19 protein-coding genes are annotated in these 19,706 nt (G+C 69.6%); 11 read left to right on the forward strand and 8 right to left on the reverse strand.

The window, feature by feature from the left end:
• The first annotated feature begins 63 nt into the window (after positions 1 to 63).
• Positions 64 to 888 carry a M48 family metallopeptidase gene (locus tag HUA74_RS31805; protein WP_141646670.1) on the forward strand — a complete coding sequence of 275 codons (825 nt, stop codon included), beginning with the start codon at positions 64 to 66 and terminating at the stop codon, positions 886 to 888.
• A gap of 15 nt (positions 889 to 903) precedes the next feature.
• On the opposite strand, the gene HUA74_RS31810 is transcribed toward HUA74_RS31805, so the two are convergent.
• Positions 904 to 1,953: a YihY/virulence factor BrkB family protein gene (locus tag HUA74_RS31810; protein ID WP_174457551.1), complete on the reverse strand. Its 1,050-nt coding sequence runs from the start codon at positions 1,951 to 1,953 to the stop codon at positions 904 to 906.
• A 90-nt stretch (positions 1,954 to 2,043) separates the two neighbouring features.
• The gene (locus HUA74_RS31815) at positions 2,044 to 2,931 is read right to left on the reverse strand and encodes an MTAP family purine nucleoside phosphorylase (RefSeq protein WP_174457552.1); all 888 of its coding nucleotides are present in this window, start codon (positions 2,929 to 2,931) and stop codon (positions 2,044 to 2,046) included.
• 93 nt (positions 2,932 to 3,024) lie between these two features.
• On the opposite strand from HUA74_RS31815, the gene HUA74_RS31820 reads away from it, so the two are divergent.
• Positions 3,025 to 3,894 carry a hypothetical protein gene (locus tag HUA74_RS31820; RefSeq protein WP_174457553.1) on the forward strand — a complete coding sequence of 290 codons (870 nt, stop codon included), beginning with the start codon at positions 3,025 to 3,027 and terminating at the stop codon, positions 3,892 to 3,894.
• Between the two features lie 12 nt (positions 3,895 to 3,906).
• Here the strand turns inward: HUA74_RS31820 and HUA74_RS31825 are convergent, their stop codons facing one another.
• Positions 3,907 to 4,746, reverse strand: a complete 840-nt coding sequence (locus HUA74_RS31825; protein WP_174457554.1) for an ATP-grasp domain-containing protein — start codon at positions 4,744 to 4,746, stop codon at positions 3,907 to 3,909.
• Positions 4,747 to 4,972: 226 nt separating this feature from the next.
• On the opposite strand from HUA74_RS31825, the gene HUA74_RS31830 reads away from it, so the two are divergent.
• On the forward strand, positions 4,973 to 6,472 hold the full coding sequence (locus HUA74_RS31830) for an endo alpha-1,4 polygalactosaminidase (RefSeq protein ID WP_174457555.1): 1,500 nt from the start codon (positions 4,973 to 4,975) through the stop codon (positions 6,470 to 6,472).
• Positions 6,473 to 6,476: 4 nt separating this feature from the next.
• On the opposite strand, the gene HUA74_RS31835 is transcribed toward HUA74_RS31830, so the two are convergent.
• The 3 genes from HUA74_RS31835 to HUA74_RS31845 are packed head-to-tail and all read right to left on the reverse strand — an operon-like array spanning position 6,477 to position 9,011.
• Complete coding sequence (locus tag HUA74_RS31835; protein ID WP_174457556.1) at positions 6,477 to 7,442, reverse strand: DMT family transporter; 966 nt, start codon at positions 7,440 to 7,442, stop codon at positions 6,477 to 6,479.
• The gene (gene queG, locus HUA74_RS31840; RefSeq protein WP_141646663.1) at positions 7,415 to 8,428 is read right to left on the reverse strand and encodes a tRNA epoxyqueuosine(34) reductase QueG; all 1,014 of its coding nucleotides are present in this window, start codon (positions 8,426 to 8,428) and stop codon (positions 7,415 to 7,417) included. The genes HUA74_RS31835 and queG overlap by 28 nt, the downstream gene beginning before the upstream one ends.
• Before the next feature lie 19 nt (positions 8,429 to 8,447).
• Positions 8,448 to 9,011, reverse strand: a complete 564-nt coding sequence (locus HUA74_RS31845) for a cob(I)yrinic acid a,c-diamide adenosyltransferase (RefSeq protein WP_141646662.1) — start codon at positions 9,009 to 9,011, stop codon at positions 8,448 to 8,450.
• 154 nt (positions 9,012 to 9,165) lie between these two features.
• Between HUA74_RS31845 and HUA74_RS31850 the strand changes: the two genes are divergently transcribed.
• The 5 genes from HUA74_RS31850 (at position 9,166) to HUA74_RS31870 (ending at position 13,643) form a co-directional block, all read left to right on the forward strand.
• Positions 9,166 to 9,960: a thymidylate synthase gene (locus HUA74_RS31850; protein ID WP_174457557.1), complete on the forward strand. Its 795-nt coding sequence runs from the start codon at positions 9,166 to 9,168 to the stop codon at positions 9,958 to 9,960.
• Positions 9,957 to 10,436 carry a dihydrofolate reductase gene (locus HUA74_RS31855; protein ID WP_174457558.1) on the forward strand — a complete coding sequence of 160 codons (480 nt, stop codon included), beginning with the start codon at positions 9,957 to 9,959 and terminating at the stop codon, positions 10,434 to 10,436. Before HUA74_RS31850 ends, HUA74_RS31855 begins: the two co-directional genes overlap by 4 nt.
• Positions 10,437 to 10,512: 76 nt before the next feature.
• Complete coding sequence (locus HUA74_RS45210) at positions 10,513 to 10,929, forward strand: hypothetical protein (RefSeq protein ID WP_217443613.1); 417 nt, start codon at positions 10,513 to 10,515, stop codon at positions 10,927 to 10,929.
• Between the two features lie 64 nt (positions 10,930 to 10,993).
• On the forward strand, positions 10,994 to 12,847 hold the full coding sequence (locus HUA74_RS31865; RefSeq protein WP_174457559.1) for an FTR1 family protein: 1,854 nt from the start codon (positions 10,994 to 10,996) through the stop codon (positions 12,845 to 12,847).
• Between the two features lie 37 nt (positions 12,848 to 12,884).
• The gene (locus HUA74_RS31870; RefSeq protein WP_174457560.1) at positions 12,885 to 13,643 is read left to right on the forward strand and encodes a GlsB/YeaQ/YmgE family stress response membrane protein; all 759 of its coding nucleotides are present in this window, start codon (positions 12,885 to 12,887) and stop codon (positions 13,641 to 13,643) included.
• 16 nt (positions 13,644 to 13,659) lie between these two features.
• On the opposite strand, the gene HUA74_RS31875 is transcribed toward HUA74_RS31870, so the two are convergent.
• Complete coding sequence (locus HUA74_RS31875; RefSeq protein ID WP_174457561.1) at positions 13,660 to 15,192, reverse strand: MBL fold metallo-hydrolase; 1,533 nt, start codon at positions 15,190 to 15,192, stop codon at positions 13,660 to 13,662.
• Positions 15,189 to 16,484, reverse strand: a complete 1,296-nt coding sequence (locus tag HUA74_RS31880; protein WP_141646656.1) for an HD domain-containing protein — start codon at positions 16,482 to 16,484, stop codon at positions 15,189 to 15,191. The genes HUA74_RS31875 and HUA74_RS31880 overlap by 4 nt, the downstream gene beginning before the upstream one ends.
• A 148-nt stretch (positions 16,485 to 16,632) precedes the next feature.
• Between HUA74_RS31880 and HUA74_RS31885 the strand changes: the two genes are divergently transcribed.
• The 3 genes from HUA74_RS31885 to HUA74_RS31895 all read left to right on the forward strand — a co-directional run bounded on the left by HUA74_RS31885 (position 16,633) and on the right by HUA74_RS31895 (position 19,645).
• Positions 16,633 to 17,712, forward strand: coding sequence for an ATP-grasp domain-containing protein (locus HUA74_RS31885; protein ID WP_141646655.1), 1,080 nt, complete (start codon positions 16,633 to 16,635; stop codon positions 17,710 to 17,712).
• Positions 17,624 to 18,091, forward strand: coding sequence for a GNAT family N-acetyltransferase (locus HUA74_RS31890; protein WP_141646654.1), 468 nt, complete (start codon positions 17,624 to 17,626; stop codon positions 18,089 to 18,091). Before HUA74_RS31885 ends, HUA74_RS31890 begins: the two co-directional genes overlap by 89 nt.
• A 63-nt stretch (positions 18,092 to 18,154) precedes the next feature.
• Entirely contained in the window at positions 18,155 to 19,645 is a 1,491-nt protein-coding gene (locus HUA74_RS31895) for a transglutaminase family protein (protein ID WP_174457562.1), read from the forward strand.
• Positions 19,646 to 19,706 lie beyond the last annotated feature (61 nt).

The raw sequence follows: 19,706 nt of genomic DNA on the forward strand, positions 1-19,706 counted from the left end.
GCCCAAGAGTCCGGGCAGTCGCTCTCTCAACGCATCAACCGGCAAAGAAAGGCGTCCTCGGTCATGCAGCGGATTCTCTCGGCGGTATGGAGCCTCGCCCTCCTCATGGGAGTGACGACGGGCTGCACCACGCAGCGCGTCCAGGCGGAGAAGGCTCTGGCGAAGACCTTCGTCTCCGATGAGCAGGAAGAGGAGATCGGCCAGCAGGTGAAGAAGGAGCTCGAGCAGAAGGAGAAGATCAAATACGTGCAGGACCCGACCATCGTCGAGTACGTGCGCAACCTCTCCGCGCCCATCATCAAGCAGGCCACCAAGGACCGGCCGGGCGTGAAGTGGAAGATCAACGTCATCGACGACCCGAAGACGGTGAACGCGTTCGCCACGCCGGGCGGCTACCTCTACGTCTACACGGGCCTCATCCTCGCCGCCGACACGGAGGCGGAGCTTGCGGGCGTCATGGCGCACGAGGCGGGCCACGTCGTCGGCCGTCACTCGGCGCGGGCCATGGTGAACCAGATGGGTCTGCAGACCGTCACCCAGCTGGCGCTGGGACAGAACCCGGGCGCGGCCGCGCAGGTCGCCGCGCAGCTCGTCGGTGGTGGCGCCATGCTGGCCCACAGCCGCAGCGAGGAACTGGAGGCCGACGAGTACGGCGCGCGCTACTCCTCCGGCGCCGGCTTCGACCCGAAGGGACTCATCAGCTTCTTCCAGAAGCTCCAGGCCCAGGAAGGCAATACGCCGGGCGTCATGAAGTGGCTGAGCACCCACCCCACCAACAAGCAGCGCATCTCCGACCTTCAGGAGTTCATCGCCAAGAAGAACCTGCGCGGCAGCAACAACAGCCCGGGCCAGCTGCCCGCCATCAAGCAGAAGCTGGGCGGGAAGTAACCTCCCCGCCCGGGCTCAGTGCAGCGTGGACGGAGGCCCGCGCTCCAACTCCGCCGCGGAGGGCTCGGGGGACTTCCCCCGGGCCACGCGCCGCCGCCAGCGCCAGAAGGCCAGCCGGGAGCGCTTCGCACTGGCCGCGCTCTTGGCGGCCCCCGGCGTCTTGATGGGAGGCTCTGCTGGAGCGGGCTCGCCGAACTGGCGCGCGCCCTTCTCCTTCCCCTCCGCCGAGGCGTGCTCGAGGATGGCGTTGAGCTCTCCGCCGAGGATGAACACCAGCCCGGAGATGTAGAGCCACAACAGCAGCACCACCACGCCACCGATGGAGCCATAGGTGACGTTGTACTTGCCGAAGTGCTCCACGTACTGCGTGAAGCCCCACGTGCTCGCCATCCACACCAGCGTGCCGAAGATGGAGCCGGGGGTGATGTACTTGAAGCGCTGCTTCACGTCCGGCAGCAGGTAGTAGCAGAGCGACAGCACCAGCATCACCAGCCCCGCGGTGAACGGCCAGCGCACCCAGGACCAGAGGACGTAGAAGGCCTCCTGCACGTGCAGCCGCGTCGCGAGCCACGCCCCCAGCTTGCCGCCCAGGAGGAACACGGCGAAGGACAGCGGGATGAGCAGGGTGCCGATGAGCGTCATCACCATGGCCAGCCCTTGTGTCTTCCACACGGGGCGCGACTCGGGCACGTCGTAGGCCAGGTTGAGCGCCTTGCGCAGGGCGTCCACGCCCCGCGAGGCCGACCACAGGGCCACGAGCAGACCCACCGTGAGCAGCTTGGGCCGGGGCTGGTGCACCAGCGACGTCAGGTGCTGCGTCACCAGGCCCAGCGCATCCCCGGGCACCAGCGGACGGACGCGTTCCAACATCGCGTCCACCGCGCCCGGCGCGAAGGGCAGGTACGCCACCAGCGTGACGAGGAAGAAGAGGAACGGGAACAGCGAGAACAGCAGGTAGTAGGAGAGCTGCGCCGCGATGTCCGTGACGGTGTCTTCCTGGAACTCCTTCACGAAGCGCCGGGTGAACTCGCGCCAGGTCAGGTACTTGAGCCGCGGCAGCCGCATCCTTCCCTCCTCGCTCCCGACTCTCGGGTAACGGAAGGTGGGGTTCGCGACGCCTATCGGCAGCAGGCGGCCGAGCAGGCTCTCGCCCGGCTAGACGACGTTCGGCGGAAGATATCTGCCCAGCAGTGGACGAAGCCGGGAGCGCACCTCATCCGGGATGCGGGAGCGCTCGGTCCACAGGGCCAGCGCCAGCGCGGAGTCACAGCGGCAGGCGGAGGGAGCCTCGGCGATACGGGGCAGCGCGCGGCGGATGAGCGCGGCGCCCTTGGCGGTGACGGCCTGCACGTTGTGGGACAGGCGCGCCAGGAGGGCTTCGTGCTCCTGGCCTGGAGGCAGGGGCTGCCACGAGTCGTAGTCCGTGGGCAGCGCCACCAGCGCGTAGTGGAGCTCCGCCTCCCGGGCGAGCCGCGCCTCGGGCATGGCCGTCATCCCCACCAGGTCCGCGCCCAGTTGCCGGTACAGCAGGCTCTCCGCGCGCGTGCTGAGCGAGGGTCCCTCGACGCAAACATACGTCGCCTGGGTGGCCACCACTGCGCCGCTGCTGGCCGCCGCGTTGGCGAGGACCTGACGGAGCGTGCCGCAGAAGGGAGACCCCAGCTCCACGTGGACCGCGAGGTCGTCGTAGAACGTGCAGGGCCGGCGGTAGGTGCGGTCGATGACCTGGTCCGGGACGACCAGCTGGAGCGGCGGCAGGTGCTCCTGGAGACTGCCCACCGTGCCCGTGGCCAGGACGTGGGTGACGCCCAGCTGCTTCATCGCGAAGAGGTTGGCGCGGTAGGGGGCCCGGGTGGCGTTGAAGACGTGACCCGCGCCGTGGCGGGGTACGTAGACGACGGAGACGCCGTCCAATTCGCCCGAGATGAGGGGGCCCGCATGGGGACCAAAGGGGGTTTCGAGGGTGTGGGTCTCCAACCGACCAGAGAGCCCCAACAGTTGCTCCAGACCATGGCTCCCGATGATGCCCACCCTGACAGCCATGTTCCTCCTCTTGGCGCTCCGGCCGCGCCCCTGAACCATAGCGCGCCCCCCTGGCGCCGGGAGGCACGAAGACTGGTAGTTTTCGAAATTGCCATGCGTCTCCTGCCCTTCCTGCTTCTGGCGCTCGCCGCCACCCCCGCCAGCGCCCAGCGCGGCGCCGTCCCCTCCGGCTGTCAGGAGGACTACGCCACCTGCAAGGAGGACTGCTCCATCGAGTACGGAGGCAGCGGGCGCACGGTGAAGAAGCTCACCCAGTGCCTGGGCATCTGCACGGAGAACCGCGGTGAGTGCAGCGACCGGCACTCGTCGCTGCGCGGCCTGCCCGACAGCGTGGTGGCGGACGAGCCTCGTCGCAGGCGTCCCTCCTCGAAGCAGCCCGTGAGTCGGGAAGAGGACCCGTTCGGAGACTCGACGGACTCGGAGCCCCGGCGCACGACGAACCGTGAGGAAGACCCGTTCGGCGACGCGCGTCCGGACAGGGACTCGGTCCGGGGGCGTCGCGACGGCTACCGCGCGGACAGCATCCCCGCCGAGGACACCCGTCCCCCCCCAGAGGAAGTACAACCGGCGGCGCCGGTCGACACCACGCCCGTGCCCCCGGTGTCGCGGCAGGGTGTCTACCGCGCCGCGGACTCCGAGCCGAAGCCCGCGCCCGCGAAGCCCGCGCCCGAGGCCGAGCCCGACTTCAGTGACTTGGAGCCGCTGGATGCGCCGCCCGCGCCCACGGCCTCCGCGAAGCCGACGCCCCGGATGGAGCCCGTGAAGCCCGCGCCCGCGAAGCCCGCGCCCACCATCGCCGCCAGCGACGACGAGAAGAAGGACCCGCTGCTCGACGACGAGCCGGCGCCCGCGCCCGTCGCCGCCACGAAGAAGCCCGCGCCCCCGCCGTCCAACCCGCTGCGCCCCTCGGTTCCACCAGAGCCCAAGACCGATATCTCCGAGTGGGACCCCAACGGGGACTGAGTTCCGCCCCGGTCAGCGCGCGCGCTCCAGCTCCAGGATGTTCCGCCACAGCGCGAAGGGTGAGACGCCCGCGTAACCGCTCTCCTGGCCGTCGTTGCACTCGATGACAATCCAGCGGCCGGAGACCTCCTGCGCCACGTCCACCACCAAGAACGGGACGTCCACCCGGCGCGCCACCTCGCGCCCGAGGGCGAGCGCCTCGCGCTGCTCAAGCTCGTTCATCGTGTACGGCGAGCCCTGCCACCAGTAGGGCCCCCACCCCACCAGCTCACCGCGCCACCAGAAGGTGCGGAACTCGAACGAGCTGGGGATGCGGTCCGGCGCGCCCTCTTCCACCCGGCGCAACGGGCGCAGCTCGCGACACACCACGCGCTGCCAGTGGAGGATGGGGTCCTTCGCATAGGCCGCCATCGCGAGCTCGAACTGCTCGGGCCCCTCGATGATGGAGAGTGACTTGCGGTGGCGGCTCGTCTGTCGCTCACCCTTCACGAAGACGGGCCAGCCGAGCGCGTCCTCCACCGTCTTCGCATCTGGCCGCTCGTCGTACCAGACGCTGCGCGGCGTGAGGTCCGTGAGCCTCGGGTACCAGTGCGGCAGCTCCGTGGCCAACAGGTGCTGCTCCGGCGAATGCACCAGTCGCACACCCTCCGACGCCAGCTCGCGGTGGCGCTCGGCGTAGTCGTTCCACACGCCCACGCGCGCCACCACCTCCAGCGATTCGGGAAGTTGATACGGGCGACGGCAGGGGAAGAACCTGTCGAAGCCGAAGTCGTAGATGCCCTGGCCCGTGGGCGCCGTCAGCATCCACAGTCGCTCCTCCACCTGGAACAGGTCCTCACCCGCACGAAGCATCACGCGAGTGTACGCAGACCGAAGCCGTGCGCCACCGCACCACGGAGCACCGCTCCGTCCATGCACCACCCCTCCCACGGATGCGAGCCGTCCAGGCGGAAACGAATGTTCCAGCGAGGGAGCGCGGGCCTTGCGTATCGAGCGTGCTCGCATCCACTTCGCCTTGCTGGTGCCACGCGCACGACGTTAATGCCCGCCGCGTTCCCACACCCCTAGGAGACGTTGCATGCGAGTCGTCGTGAATTGGTTGATGTGGCCCTGTCTTGTCCTGCTGACCGCCTGTGGAGGAAGCAACACGCGTGACACGCTCGATGACGAGCGCGGCGCGATTCTCCCCAATGCGCAGACCCTCACCTGCTCCACCCTCCAGCTCGCGCGCGGCTCCATCGGCTCGGGCCAGGGCGTGCAGGGCCTGCACACCCAGACGCTGTCGGGCACGCAGGACCGCTGGGCGGAGTACGTCGAGTTCGCCGCCAACAGCTCCGCCACGTGCACCTACCCGCTGCCCACGGGCGTGAGCGCCGACACCGTCGTCGCGGCCGAGGTGGGCGTGAACTTCCGAGGCCCCCTGAAGTCGGAGATGCGCTGGCTGTTCGAGGCGTGGGACTACACGACGAGCACCTGGGTCATCGTGGGTGACAACGCCTTCGCGCTGTCGTGGAAGTGGTCCGCCACGTCACTGGCCCTCCCCTCCCCCGCGCGGTTCCTCTCCGGCGGCCCCGTGAAGCTGCGCTACCGCACGGAGTCCTCGGCGGATGCGTCGCTGCTGGACCTGCTCGTGGTGCGAGTGCAGGTGGCGGCGTCGGACGCCGGGACTCCGACGGACGCGGGCACGCCCACCGATGCGGGAGTCCCCACGGACGCGGGCACCCCGACGGACGCGGGCACGACCACCGACGCGGGCACTCCCGTCCCCTGGGAGGGCGTCAGCAGCTTCACGTACCAGCTCACGAACTATCCCCAGGGCAAGCTCGACGCCATCGCGGCCTCGAAGTTCGACCTCGCAATTGTCGAACTGGTGCGGGATGGCTCGAGCGGCTACTTCACCGCCGCCGAGATTTCCGCGCTCAAGTCCGGCGGCAAGCAGGTGCTCGCCTACTTCGAGATTGGCGCCATCGAGGAGTACCGTCCCGAGTGGAGTCAGGTGCCCGCGGACCTGAAGCTCGGCCCCGTGGATGGCTGGCCCGATGAGCAGTACGTGAAGTACTGGGACGAGCGCTGGTGGCCCATCGTCCAGGGCCGCATCGACCGCGCGCTCGCCGCGGGCTTCACCGGTTGCTACCTGGACATGGTGGTGACGTACGAGGAGATTCCCGCCAACTCCGCGGGGACCAACCGCGCCGACCTCGCTCGGAAGATGGTGGCCCTCATCGCCCGCATCAGCCAGTACGCGAAGGCGCGCAACCCGGCCTTCAAGGTGGTGCCGCAGAACTCCCCGGAGCTCATCGACGACACGGCGTACCTGCCCGTCATCGACGGCCTGGGCATGGAGGACATGTACTGGTCCGACGACGTCGCCTGTGACGCGTCCTGGTGCGCGGAGAACCGCGCCAACGCCGCCCGGGTTCGCGCCGCGGGGAAGCTGGTGCTGTCCACCGACTACGCCACCCAGTCCGCCCATGTCGCGGATGCGTACACGCGCTCGCGTGCCGCGGGCTTCGTCCCCTACGTCACGGTGCGCGCACTGGACCGGGTGACGGTGAACGCGGGCTGGGACCCTCAGTAGCCACTCAGGTCGCCGGGCGCCCCGCCACGGGAGGCAGGGGCGCCGTCGGCGGAGCACGGGCCATCACCGTCTGGGTGAGCCGCACGCCCGCCAGGACGAGCAACCCACCCACCACGATTTCCCAGTGCAGGGCCTCGTCCAGCAGCGCCCAGGCCGCGAGCGCCGTCGCCGCGGGCTGGAGGTTGGAGAAGATGGCCACCTTCGACGCCGACACCTTCGACAGCGCGTAGTACCAGAGCACGTACGCCACCACCGACGTGAGCAGCCCCAGGTAGACGATGCAGCCCTTGGCCGCCAGGCTCGCGGCCATCAACGCCTCGGGCTTTGCCACGAACGGAGCGAAGGGCAGCATCAACACCGTGGCCATCGTCATGCACCACGCCGTCGCGCGCAGCGGACCGTGGACGGCGACGAAGGGCTTCCCCTCCGTCGTGTAGGCCACCCAGGCCAGCACCGCGCCGAGGATGAGCACGTCCCCCAACAGGGAGCCGCGTGCATCCGCCAGCCCTCGTCCCAGCAGCAACACCACGACGCCCGCGAAGGCGGTGGCGATGCCCAGCAACGTCCGCGTGGAGGCCCGCTCCTGTCCTCGCACCAGGCTCAAGAGATAGACGCCCAGCGGCGTGAGCGCATAGAGGAGCGCGCCATGCGCGGCGGTGGAGCGTGACAGGCCGGTGAAGAAGAACACCTGGTTCACCGGGCCCGCCAGGAGCCCCAGGACGAAGATGCGGCGCCAGGCATCGCGCGGCGGCAGCTTGGGCCCGGGCAGCACCAGGAGCAGCGCGACGAACACCAACCCGCTCAGACAAAAGCGCCACAACACCACGGTGAGCGGCGGCAGCTCCGTCATGGCCCGCTTCGCGGCCAGGTACGTCCCCGCGCTGATGATGACCTGGATGAGCAACGCGGCGTACACCCCGCGAAGCGAAGACTCGGAGGAGTTCAGGGGTCGAGCTTGCAGAGCGCCCATTGCGCCGCGGTACGTACCAATTCGCTCGAATCGCCGCAGAGCTTTTCGAGCAGGTATCGCGAGTCCGCCTGCCTGGCCACGCCCAGCGCGTACACAGCGTTGCGGCGAAGCACATCGTACCGTGCACGTGCCAGCGCTGTACCGGGGATGAGTTGCTCGTACTGTGTCGGTGTCAGCCCCGCCAGCTCCAGCGTCCCCAGCTCCGCCACCGCGCGCGGCGCGAAGCGCGGGTGCTCGGCGAACACCGGCCGCCGGTTGAGCGGACACACCTGCTGGCAGATGTCGCACCCGAAGATGAGGTTGTCGAACTTGAGCCGGAAGGCCTCCGGCACCTGCTGCTCGCGGTTCTCGATGGTCTGGTAGGACAGGCACGCCCGCGCGTCCACACGGCCGTTGCCCACCAGCGCGCCCGTGGGACAGGACATGAGACAGCGGCGACACGCGCCACACCGGTCCGCCGCGGGCCCCGTCCCATAGTCGTCGACCTCGGCATCGAGGATGAGCGTGGCCAGCAGCACCCACGAGCCATACGGCTCGGTGATGAAGCAGCCATTCTTCCCCACGTAGCCGAGCCCCGCGCGCGCCGCCCACACCTTCTCCATCAGCGGGCCGCTGTCCACGCTCCCGTACGTCCCCAGGCCGGGGAACATCACGGTGACGGCCTTGCGGAAGGACTTCATCCTGTCGCGCAGCGTGGAGTGGTAGTCGCGTCCCCGCGCATACCGGGCGATGGGCGAGCCCACCGACTCCTCGTCATCACGCCAGTAATTGTTGATGAAGGAGATGACCGTCCTGGCGCCCGGAAGCAGCCTGTCCACGTCCAGTCGTTCGGCGGCTCGCTCGCCCATCCAGTCCATGTCCGCCGCGAAGCCCGCCTCCAGCCACTCCATGAGGAAGGTGGGAGGAATGGGCTCCGCGCGAGCGAAGCCCACGAGGTCGAAGCCAACGGACCGGGCGAGGTCGCGAAGATGGGCGGTGGGCAGCACGACGGCGAACCTGGGAGCGCTACGACGCGGAGGGCTTCTCCGGAATCCACTTCACGTCCTGCACATTGGCGCGGTGGTTGGCCACGCGCGCCATGACGAAGAGCAGGTCGGAGAGCCTGTTGAGGAAAACCACCACGTCCTTCGGAATCGTCCCGTCGCGCAGCAGCGGGACGGCGCGGCGCTCGGCGCGACGGCACACGGTGCGCGCCAGGTGCAGCGCGGCGGCCCCCTGCGTGCCTCCGGGCAGGATGAAGTGGGTCATCTTCGGCAGCTCGCTCTCGAAGCGGTCGATGGCGTGCTCCATGTCCTCCGCCCAGTCCGCCTTGAGCGCCGGGATGTGCGCGGACGCCTTCGTGCCCGCCGGCGTCGCCATCACCGCGCCCACTGTAAACAGCTGGTCCTGGAGCCGGTGCAGCATCGCGTCCAGCTCCTGCGGCAGCGTGAAGCCCCTCGCGAGCCCGAGCGTCGCGTTGAGTTCATCCACCTCGCCGTACGCGTCCACGCGGGCGTCATCCTTCGCGACGCGACCGCCCCCGAACAGGCCGGTCTCTCCCGCGTCACCCGTCTTGGTATAAATCTTCATGTTTCCGGCTTGTACCGGTGGTGCGCGCCACACGTCCAATGAGAAGGCGCGTCGGTGCATGCGCGGAGACATGCGACATTCTGCGGGGTAGCTGGCAGTTCGCGCGACACGGGGCTTGATCCGCGAGGCAGCGGCGCCTAGACGGCATGGCCCCATGCAGCCCTATCTGAACCTGCTCGACCACGTCCTCAAGCACGGAACGAAGAAGGGCGACCGCACCGGCACGGGCACGCTCAGTGTCTTCGGCCCACAACTGCGGCTCGACCTGACGCGCGGCTTCCCGCTGGTCACCACGAAGAAGCTCCACGTGAAGTCCATCTTCCACGAGCTGCTGTGGATGCTCGCGGGCGACACCAACGTGCGCACGCTCCAGGCCAACGGCGTCACCATCTGGGACGAGTGGGCCAACGCACACGGCGAGCTGGGGCCTGTCTACGGCCACCAGTGGCGCTCCTGGAACGCGCCGGACGGCGCCCACATCGACCAGATGAAGGCCCTGGTCGACGGGCTGAAGAAGAACCCCGACTCGCGCCGGCACCTCGTCAGCGCGTGGAACGTGGCGGACCTGCCGGACATGAAGCTGCCGCCGTGCCACGTCCTCTTCCAGTTCTATGTGGCCAACGGGCGTCTGTCCTGCCAGCTCTACCAGCGCAGCGCGGACCTCTTCCTGGGGCTGCCCTTCAACATCGCCTCGTACGCGCTGCTGACGATGATGGTGGCGCAGGTGACGGGCCTGGAGGCGCACGAGTTCATCCACACGATGGGCGACGCGCACCTGTACCTCAACCACGTCGAACAGGCCCGTGAGCAGCTCTCGCGCGAGCCTCGGCCGTTGCCCCGCCTGCGTCTCAACCCGGACGTGAAGGACCTGTTCGCCTTCAAGTACGAGGACCTCCAGCTCGAAGGCTACGAGCCGCACCCCGCCATCAAGGCCCCGGTCGCCGTATGAAGCTGTCTGCCATCGTCGCCCTGGCATCCAACCGCGTCATCGGCGCCCACAACCAGCTGCCGTGGCGACTGCCCGCGGACCTCGCGCGCTTCAAGCGACTCACCATGGGCCACACGCTCATCATGGGCCGCAAGACGTATGACTCCATTGGCCGTCCGCTGCCGGGCCGCGCCTTCATCGTCGTCACGCGCCGGCAGGACTTCGCGCCCGATGGTGTGACGGTGGCCCACTCCGTGGAGCAGGCGCTCCAACAGGCGCGGGCCCGAGGCGATGACGAGGTCTTCATCGCGGGCGGCGCGGACCTCTACGCCCAGACGATGGACCGCGTGCAGCGCCTCTACCTCACGCGCATCGCTCGCGATTACCCGGGCGACATCTTGTTCCCGGAGGTCGACCTGTCCGGCTGGCGACTCGTCGAGGAAGAGCAGCACCCGGAGTCAGAGCCTCCGTACGCGTTCCTCACCTACGAGCGCTGAGGGGCACATCCCTCCTTCCGTCGCTCGTCCGCCAGGCAGCGCACCGGGCGCCGTCGGGTGGCTCCCACGCGAGGCCGTGTCCACCTCCAACGGCATGTTGACCACCCTCACCTTCCCGCTGCCGCAGCACCTCATGGGCCGCACCCTGCGCACGGCGTCGCTGGCCGGTGCCACCGGACTCGCGCTCGCCAACACCGCCACGCTTGCTCGCCTCTCCCGTCAGCTCGACGCCCAGCGAATCCGGAGGCCCCTGCGCGCCCGAGCCCTCCGCGCACTCGCCGTCGGAGCCAGCGCCCTGGGCGCCACCGCGCTCGGCGCACTCGCCGTCGGAGCCGTCGCCATCGGCGCGCTCTCCATCGGCTCCCTCGCCATCGGCTGCCTGCGGGGCGGTGACTGGCGCCTCGCTCGCCTGCGCATCCATTCCCTGGAAGTCGAGCAGTGGACAGGCCCTGGCAACTTCACTGCCGGCACCACCGCCCCTTCGCGCGCTTGAAACGCCCGTTTTGATATTGATTCGCAAAATTGAAACCCTCATCCCCCGCTGGTAGACGAGGACCATGAATCGTGTGGTCTCCGTCGCCTTGTGCCTCGTGCTCGCGGTGCCTCTTTCGGCCGTGGCGGGCGAGGCCGGCGCGGATGAGCGGACGTGGCACCGATTGGTGGGCATCCTCCAGTACCTGGAGGCGGACTATCCGGCCGCCATCGAGTCCCAGTCTGCGTTCGAACTGGCGGAGCAGAAGAGCTTCGCGGCCGAGGCGGTGGACGCGGCCCAGGGCCTGGGCGCGGCGGCGGCGGTCTTCGTCCCACGTGTGAAGGCCATCCAGGCGCGCGTGGACCAGTCGCGCGACGCGGAGGGCGTGAGCCGGGACTGCGGCGCGCTGGTGGAGGACCTGGTGCTCGCCGGGGGCCTTGCTCGCAGCCCGCGTCACCCGCCGGACCTGAAGCTCGGCGAGAAGCTCTTCCAGACGAACTGCGCGGCCTGTCACGGCGCGGACGGCAGCGCCAACCTGCCCATCGCCGCCACCATGGAGCCCCAGCCCGCCAACTTCCGCGACGCGGAATTGATGGGCGGCCTCACGCCCTACAAGGCCTTCAACACCACCAGCTTCGGCGTGCCGGGCACCGCGATGCCGGCCTATCCCACGCTGAGCGAGGACGAGCGCTGGTCGCTGGCCTTCTTCGTCTTCACCCTGCGCCAGCCGCCGTGCGAGGGCGCTCCGCCGCGAGCGTCGCTGGAGCGGCTGGCGAACACCACGGATGACGAGCTGGTGAAGTCGTTCGGCGCGGAGCACCTCGCGTGCCTGCGCCGCGAGCTGCCGCAAGTGGACGAGGAGCGCTCGCTGATGATTGCTCGCGACGGCGTGCAGGAGGCGCTGCGGCAGGGCGCGGCGGGCAACGCGGCCGGGGCGAAGGCGGCCTTGTTGGATGCGTACCTCAATGGCCTGGAGCCGGTGGAGCCCAAGCTCAGCTCACGGGACTCGGCGCTGGTGCTCAAGCTGGAGCAGGGGTTCCTGAACGCGCGGCTCGCGGCGGAGAACGGCAGTCCGCGCCTCCAGGACGAGGGCCGTGAGCTGGTGTCGCTCCTGGACCAGGCGCGCCGGGGCAGCGGCACCGCGGCGGACCTGGTGTCCACGCTGTGGCTCACCGTGTTCATCCTGCTGCGCGAGGGCTTCGAGGCCACCATCATCGTCGCGGCGCTGCTGGCGGCCCTGAAGAAGATGAAGGCCACCGAGCACGTGCGCGTGGTGCATGCCGGCTGGATGTCCGCGCTGGTGGTGGGCGCTGGGGCCTACCTGCTCGGCCGACACCTGCTGGCCGGCGCGCAGCGCGAGTGGCTGGAGGGCGTGGCCGCGCTCGTGGCGGTGGGCATGCTGGTGTACGCCGCGATGTGGCTCAACGCACGCTCCAACATGAGCCAGTTCATGGGCGAGCTGCGCCAGAAGATGCAGGGCGCGCTCGGCCGCGGCAGCATGGTGGGCCTGTTCCTCATCGCCTTCACCGCGGTGCTGCGCGAGAGCTTCGAGACGGCCATCTTCCTCCAGGGCCTGGCGCTGGACTCGCCCGAGGGCGTGGCCTGGGGCTCGCTGGTGGGAGTGGTGGCGCTCGCCATCCTCGTCCTCTTCATCAACCGGCTGGGCTTCCGCCTGCCCATGAAGACGTTGTTCAACGTGTCCACGGTGGTCCTCGTCGTCACGGCGGTGATGCTGCTGGGCAAGGGCCTGCACTCGCTCCAGGAGGTGGGAGCGCTGCCGCTGGTGCCCGTGCGCTTCTTCACCCTGGACCTGCTGGGCATCTACCCGGACCTCGTGTCCCTGCTGCCCCAGGCCCTGCTGGCCGCCGCGCCGGTGGCCCTGGTGCTGCTGCGGCGCCGGGCTCGCGCCGACCGTGTCACCGAGGTGTCCGCCAGTTGACGCGACGACACCCCCGGCCTTGCGGTAGTTTGTGCGGGTGAGGTTTTCGCGCGCGCTCTCCGCCTGGCTGGTCGTCCTGCTCCTGTCGAGCACAGGCTCCGCCCGGGGTCAGCCCGTCCCCCAGGAGGACGAGCCGGCCCAGCGCCCCGCTCCGGAGCTGTCGCCTCCCCCGCTCGTCCCCGTCTCGCCAGGAGACAGCACGTCGCGGGACGACCAGGACGACGACACCCAGGCCACCCCCACTCCGCCCGCCGGCACCGAGGTGACGGAAGAGGCCCGGCCCAGCCGAAAGGCCGCCGTGGAGGACCCGGTGCCCCGCGTCGCGGTGGAGTTCGTGGGAGGAACCGCGGGCGGAATCGCGGGCGGCGCCGTGGGCCTGGTGGTGGGCTATCTGCTCGGCGCGCCCACGGTGGGCTGCGACGAGTGTCAGGTCGTCTCGCTGGTGGGTGGCCTCACCGGCGTCGTCATCGGCATCCCCGCGGGCACCTGGGCGGGCGGCCGGCTCATGGACGGCAAGGGCACGCTGCTCGCCACCGTCGGAGGAAGCCTGGTGGGCTGGGGCGGCGCGCTCCTGGGCTCGCTCATCCTTGGCGCCAACGATGACGACAAGGCGCTCGCCGCGCTCCTGTTGCTGCTCCCCGTCGCCGGAGCCACCACGGGCTACGAGCTGTCCCACCAGTCGCAGCGCCCCGTGACGACGCCCGCGCAGACGCGGCATGACTCCGGCGTGAGGCTGCTGCCCGTCGCGGGGATGACCGAGCACGGTCCACGACTGGGGCTGATGGGGCGGTTCTGAAGGCCGCCCCTCCGGCTCACGCGCCGATGCGGAAGTACTGCAGCGACTCCTCACGCACGCGACCTTCGGCCACCAGCTTCTCCAGCGTGGCCAGCGCGCTGCGCTCCGCCACCGGATGCAGCAACGGCGGCGTGTCCGCGTAGGCCCGCTCCACCACCTGCGCCAGCGTGACACCCTCGGGCGGCACCGCCTGGAGGATGAGCGCCTCGCGCTGGGCGCGGTGATTCAGATACTCCTGGAGCTTCGCGGGCCCGTCCGGCAACGGCTGGCCATGCGCGGGATACAGCGTGCCGACGGGCCAGTCGCGCAGCCGGGCGAGCTGCGCCAGGTAGTCGCGCATGTTGCCCTCGGGCGGGTCGATGACGATGGAGCCCACGCCGGCCACCATGTCTCCCACCACCGCCGCGCGGCTGCGCTCATCCACGAGGCAGATGTGGCCCCGCGCGTGCCCGGGCGTGTGCAGCACCCGCCAGCGCTGGGGCACCTCCCCCGCCAGTTCCAGCACCTCGCCGTCCTCCAGCAACCGCTCCACGGGGAAGTCGAGCCACTCCGCCGTCTTCGCATGGCACCACAGCGGAATGCCCAGCCGCTCCTTCACCGCGCGCGCGCCGCCGACGTGGTCGCCATGGTGGTGCGTCAGCACCACCGCCACCGGCTTGAGCCCGTCCGCCTTCAAGCCCGACACCAGCGACAGCAGCTTCGCGTACTGCTTCACGTCTCCGGAGCCCGGGTCCACCAGCAGCAGCTCGCCGTTGCCCAGCACATACGCGTTGGTGTGTGTGGCGGGCGGCAGCGTGGGCGTCTCCAGCGCCACCACGCGCACGCCTTGCTGGAACTCGATGCGCTGGGCGATGTAGCCCGGGCAGTACGGCGGCGTCGCCAGCCGCGCCCTCGCGTCCGCCTCGTCCGTGAAGGTTCCGAGCACCTGGAGCGCATGCACCGCGGGCGGATGAAGCAACGCGGAGCCGTCACCCCAGCGCGCCAGCGCCAGCGCGGGCGACACCCACGCGCCCTCCGACAGCTCTCCAGGCCACAGCTCCGTGCGGGCGTGCGGCGGCAGCTCCACCAGATAGAAGTGCGTGTCGAAGCGCACCGGCACCGCGTGCGGAGTAATCCACCGCCCCGCGACACGGAAGTCCTCGGCGCGCAGCGCCAGGCCCTCGCTCTGGAGCAGCTCGCCCCAGCCGCGTTGTCCCGCCAGCAGCGCCTTTCGCAGCGCGTCCTGCTTCTCCTGGGAGAGCGCCTCGGCGCCCTCGGCCATCAGCACGCCAGCTTCCTCGAAGAGCTCGCGCGCGGCGGCCGAGCGCAACGCGGCCTCCTCTCCACTGACGCCCCGCACGGGGACATCCGCGTCGGCCTTGTCCAGCTTGCCTCCGGGGAACGCGTAGAAGCCGCCCGCGAACGCCAGCGCCTTGCCGCGCTTCACCCAGTAGACCTCCACGCCCGGGCCCACGCGCCGGTACAGGAGCGCCACCGCGGAGGCGCGGGGCTCGGCGGGGACATGGCTCAGGTCCAGGCCGAGGCCCAGACCGGGAAGACGCTCACTCATGATTGCACCGCCTGACCGAGGAGCTGGCCCATCAGCTCGTGCGCTGCTTCCGACTGGTCCGGCCGCACGAACAGCCGCGTGAGGCGGACGGCCCCACTGTAGCGCTGGTACAGCGCCGTGTAGCGCGCCACTTCCGTCAGCCGTCCGGTGGACGCGTCGATGATGAACAGGCTCGGCCCCGGGCTCGCGGGCCCGGAGGCGTACTTGCTCAGGACATTCACGGACTCGACGACGTAGTGCTCGAAGCCCGACGAGACGAGTGCGCTGCGCAGCACGTCCAGGTCATACCCGGCATCCCGCTCCGTGTACTGCGCCAGCAGCTTGAAGCCCTGACGGGTGATGATGCGCTGAGCCCACTTGTTGCGTGAGCGGCGCAGCGTGTACCAGAGCGCGGAGTCGTCACAGAGCAGGAAGGCCTCCGGGTCCGACGGAATCTCGAACTCGCCGGGCGACTCCTCGTAGTAGCGCCGCAGCATGTAGTCGAAGCTGACCGACGTGTGGTGCAGGTACACCGAGACGAACATGTGGTACCGGCTGAGGAGGAAGTCCTCGAAGGCGAACGCCGCCGCCCGGCTCAGCGCGAGGTAGGCCCGCCCGTCCTTCACCGCCGGGTTCAGGTTGCCGATGATCCAATCCATGTCGTACCGGCCGTAGTTGACCCCCGTGTAGAAGGAGTCGCGCAGCAGGTAGTCCATGCGGTCCGCGTCCAGCTCGCCGGAGACGATGGCGCGCAGCAGCGGCGTCCAGTCCACGCCATCCCACGTGAAGCCTGGGTCCTTGGGCGGCTTTGCCCCCGTAATCAGCGCCACCGCGCCCATGGGGGTGATGCCCTGGGCGCCGAACTCGCGCTCGATGATGGGAGTCAGGGAGCTGTCGAGCAGGATTTTCGCCGTGTAGTCCTCGTGGGTGGCCTGCTCGCCTTCCGCCACCGAGTCCAGCCAGCCGGGCAGGCGCAGCAGTGAGCGCTTCGGGGCGATGCGCTCGGAGGCATGCGACAGCGGCATGTGGCCCAGGTCATGACAGAGGACGGCCAGGCGGACGGCGGTGCAGAAGCGCTCGCGCACGTCCTCGGGAAGCGACGAGCGGGCGGCCACCGCCCCGAACACCCGCGAGGCGACGTGCATGGCGCCCAGGGAGTGGATGTGCCGGGTGTGCGTGGCCCCCGGGAAGGCCAGGTCCCCGAAGCCGAGCTGTCGCACGTAGCGGAGCCGCTGATAGTGGCGGCTGTCGATGACGGCCTTCTCCGACTCGCTCACCGGGATGGTGCCGTGGATGGGGTCGCGGATGCGCATGGTGCCCTTTCCATACTCCTGGATACCCCTATCGGAGGTAGTCCACCGTACTGCAAGCCCTTCCGGGAGGTAGCCCAGGAGGTAACCAACCGTCACCAGTGGACTGGGCTCGGAACGGGGGACGTGGTAACCCTCCCGGCACCTCCGAATGCACATCATTCTGCTGCACAACCGCGACCACGAGCTCCTCCAGGATGACCCGGGACGGGAGGCCCGAGAGGACGTGGTGCGAGTCGCCGCCGCGCTCTCGGAAGCGCTCACCCAGGGAGACACCGTCGCCGAGCCGCTCGCCATCGAGGGTGACCGGCTGGACTTCGTGGACATCCTGCGGCGCCGGCAGCCGGACCTCGTCGTCAACCTCTGCGAGTCGCTCGCCGCGGACAGCCGGGGAGAGATGGCGGTCCCCTGCCTGCTGGATGCGCTGGGGCTGGCCTACACCGGCTCGTCCGCCCTGTCGCTGGGGCTCGCGCTGCACAAGCCCAAGGCGAAGGAGCTGCTCAGCGCGCGCGGCGTGTCCACGCCCGCCTTCCGCGTGGTGGAGCGGCTGGAGGACGCGCTGGCGGTGGACCTGCCCTGGCCCCTCATCGTCAAGCCCGCGCGCGAGGACGCCAGCATGGGCGTGACGGGAGACTCCGTCGTGTACGAGCGCTCCGCGTTGGTGCGCGCCTGCGAGGCGGTGCTGCGCACCTTCCACCAGCCCGCGCTGGTGGAGCAGTTCATCCCCGGCCGCGAAATCTACGTGCCGCTGTTGGGAAACCAGCCGCGCCGTGCGCTGCCGTTGACTGAAATCCACTTCGGTCGGACCTTCGAGGACCGGCCGAACATCGTGTCGTACAGCGCCAAGTGGGAGGAGGGCTCTCCCGAGTACCGGGATACGCCCGCCGGGCCGTGCCAGGTGGATGCGGCGCTGGAAGCTCGTTGTGTGCAGGTCGCGCTGGAAGCCTTTGCAGCGCTCGACTGTCAGGACTATGGACGGGTCGACCTTCGGGTGTCTCCGGAGGGTGTGCCCTACGTCATCGATATCAACCCCAACTGCGACCTTCATCCGGGTGCGGGGTTCGCCAGAGCCGCTGCCGCCGCGGGCCTGGACTACCCAGCCCTCGCCGCCCGACTGGTGGAGGTCGCTTCCGAAAGAGCCCATGGACATCCGTCCCATCGAAGGAAAGGACCGGGAGCCCCTCGCCGCGCTGATTCGAAAGATCGAAACCTTCTCGCCGCAGGAGGTTGAGGTCGCCATCGAGCTGGTCGGCATCGCGCTTACGCCGGGCAACACGGACTACGCCATCATCGTCGCGGACCGGGACGGCCAGCTGGTTGGCTACGTCTGTTACGGCCCCACGCCGATGACGGAGGACTGCTACGACCTGTACTGGATTGCGTCCTCTCCGGAGGTGCGCGGTCAGGGTGTGGGCGCGGCGCTGGTGTCCGCGATGGAGGGAGACCTGCGTCGGCGCAACGGCCGGCTCATCCGCGTGGAGACGAGCGCGACGGAGGCCTACGGCCCGACGCGCGGCTTCTACGCGTCCATGAAGTACGGCGAGGAAGCGCGCATCCGCGACTTCTACAAGGTGGGGGACGACCTCATCATCCTCACCAAGCGGCTGTAGGCCACCGCACGGGGTGTGGGGCGGTTGAAGACTTTGACCGCCTCCCCCGTTAGAAGGGGCGTGATGACTCGCACGCTCCGACCGATGTCCCTGGCCCTCGTGTCCCTGTGCGCCCTGCTGACGGGCGCCTCCGCCGCCTGGGCCCAGGCCCCCGCTCCCACCGCGCCCGCCGCGTTGTCCGACGTGGTGAAGGCTCCCCGCCCCCAGGGTGGCGAGTTCTTCGGTCTGTACCTCATGGACAAGAAGGTGGGCTGGCTCTTCACGGACCTGGTGGTGATGCCCGGTGAGCCGGCGCGGGTGAAGAGCATCAACCAGCTCGTGTTCAAGGCCCTCGTCGGTACGCGCCTGTCGGAGCGCAACCACCGCGAGGAGCGCGTCTACGAGGCGAAGCCCGGCGGACGCCTGCTGTCCTTCAGCGTGGTGCAGCGAGGCGACGGCGGGGACCAGACGCTGGAGGGCACGGCCACGCCCGAGGGCGGCATGCGCGTGGTGCGCAAGCGCCTGGGCCACGCGGACGAGGTGCTGCCGGTGGCCGCGACGAAGGAGCGCGTCGAGGACGCGGACCAGGCGCGCGTGGCGCTGACTCGCAAGGCGAAGGTGGACGGCTTCGTGCTGGATGGGATGGACCTGGAGACCTACGGCCTCACCACCACCATGGAGCCCGCCGAGCAGCGGACGGTGAACGGCGTGAAGGTGAAGCTGGGCAAGGCCAGCAGCATTTCGCAGAAGGAGAAGGTGCCGGTGGTCTCCTACGTCACCCAGCGCGGGGAGATGGTGCTGGTGGACTTTGGCCAGACGATGCAGGCGCGCAAGGAGACGGAGGCCGTCGCCAAGCGCATGGATTTGGTGGAGGTGTTTGGCCTCACCCGCGTGGTGCTGCCCAAGCCGCTGCCGGAGTCCGCGCGGGCGGTGCCTGGCAATGTGAAGCTGGTGGTGACGGGCCTGCCGGAGAAGTTCCGCGTGGGGACGTACCGGCAGAAGTTCGCCGCGCGGCCGGATGGGAGCGTGGAGGTGACGTTGCAGGCCGCCGCGCCCTCGACGGCGGCGCGCAAGCCGCGACCGGTGGCGGACCCGGATGGGGGGGAGAACCTCAAGTCCAACCTCATCGTGGAGAGCGATGCCCCGGCCATCCGCGAGCAGTCGAAGAAGATTATCGGTGACGAGAAGGACGCGTACCGCGCGGCGCAGAAGGTGAACACGTGGGTGGCCACGCATCTGGAGAAGGACTACGGGGCCAGCGCGGACCGGGCCACGGATGTGCTGCGCCAGAAGCGTGGGGACTGCACGGAGCACTCGCTGTTGTCCGTGGCGCTGCTGCGCGCGGCGGGCATCCCCGCTCGGCGCGTGGATGGGGTCATCTACATGGTGAACCAGGACGGCGTGCCCGCGCTCTACTGGCACGAGTGGGTGGAGGCGTTCGTGGGTGAGTGGACGCAGTTGGACCCGACGTTCAACCAGCCCGTCGCGGACGCCACGCACTTCGCCTTCGGCTACGAGGGGAACGCCGAAATCACGCCCCTCATCGGCACGCTGAAGGTGACCGAGGTCAAGTAGTCCTGGCTCGCGGAAGCACGCGGGCCTCACCGGCCCGCGCCCGCCGAGACACAGCGGGCCA

The sequence above is a fragment of the Myxococcus sp. CA051A genome, assembly GCF_013336705.1.
Taxonomy (GTDB): domain Bacteria; phylum Myxococcota; class Myxococcia; order Myxococcales; family Myxococcaceae; genus Myxococcus; species Myxococcus llanfairpwllgwyngyllgogerychwyrndrobwllllantysiliogogogochensis.

What these genes read in the sequence shown, in the direction of transcription:
- HUA74_RS31805 (WP_141646670.1), top strand. Translation starts at nt 64, where the DNA reads ATGCAGCGGATTCTCTCGGCGGTATGGAGCCTCGCCCTCCTCATGGGA.
- HUA74_RS31810 (WP_174457551.1), bottom strand. Translation starts at nt 1,953, where the DNA reads ATGCGGCTGCCGCGGCTCAAGTACCTGACCTGGCGCGAGTTCACCCGG.
- HUA74_RS31815 (WP_174457552.1), bottom strand. Translation starts at nt 2,931, where the DNA reads ATGGCTGTCAGGGTGGGCATCATCGGGAGCCATGGTCTGGAGCAACTG.
- HUA74_RS31820 (WP_174457553.1), top strand. Translation starts at nt 3,025, where the DNA reads ATGCGTCTCCTGCCCTTCCTGCTTCTGGCGCTCGCCGCCACCCCCGCC.
- HUA74_RS31825 (WP_174457554.1), bottom strand. Translation starts at nt 4,746, where the DNA reads ATGCTTCGTGCGGGTGAGGACCTGTTCCAGGTGGAGGAGCGACTGTGG.
- HUA74_RS31830 (WP_174457555.1), top strand. Translation starts at nt 4,973, where the DNA reads ATGCGAGTCGTCGTGAATTGGTTGATGTGGCCCTGTCTTGTCCTGCTG.
- HUA74_RS31835 (WP_174457556.1), bottom strand. Translation starts at nt 7,442, where the DNA reads ATGGGCGCTCTGCAAGCTCGACCCCTGAACTCCTCCGAGTCTTCGCTT.
- HUA74_RS31845 (WP_141646662.1), bottom strand. Translation starts at nt 9,011, where the DNA reads ATGAAGATTTATACCAAGACGGGTGACGCGGGAGAGACCGGCCTGTTC.
- HUA74_RS31850 (WP_174457557.1), top strand. Translation starts at nt 9,166, where the DNA reads ATGCAGCCCTATCTGAACCTGCTCGACCACGTCCTCAAGCACGGAACG.
- HUA74_RS31855 (WP_174457558.1), top strand. Translation starts at nt 9,957, where the DNA reads ATGAAGCTGTCTGCCATCGTCGCCCTGGCATCCAACCGCGTCATCGGC.
- HUA74_RS31865 (WP_174457559.1), top strand. Translation starts at nt 10,994, where the DNA reads ATGAATCGTGTGGTCTCCGTCGCCTTGTGCCTCGTGCTCGCGGTGCCT.
- HUA74_RS31875 (WP_174457561.1), bottom strand. Translation starts at nt 15,192, where the DNA reads ATGAGTGAGCGTCTTCCCGGTCTGGGCCTCGGCCTGGACCTGAGCCAT.
- HUA74_RS31880 (WP_141646656.1), bottom strand. Translation starts at nt 16,484, where the DNA reads ATGCGCATCCGCGACCCCATCCACGGCACCATCCCGGTGAGCGAGTCG.
- HUA74_RS31885 (WP_141646655.1), top strand. Translation starts at nt 16,633, where the DNA reads ATGCACATCATTCTGCTGCACAACCGCGACCACGAGCTCCTCCAGGAT.
- HUA74_RS31890 (WP_141646654.1), top strand. Translation starts at nt 17,624, where the DNA reads ATGGACATCCGTCCCATCGAAGGAAAGGACCGGGAGCCCCTCGCCGCG.
- HUA74_RS31895 (WP_174457562.1), top strand. Translation starts at nt 18,155, where the DNA reads ATGACTCGCACGCTCCGACCGATGTCCCTGGCCCTCGTGTCCCTGTGC.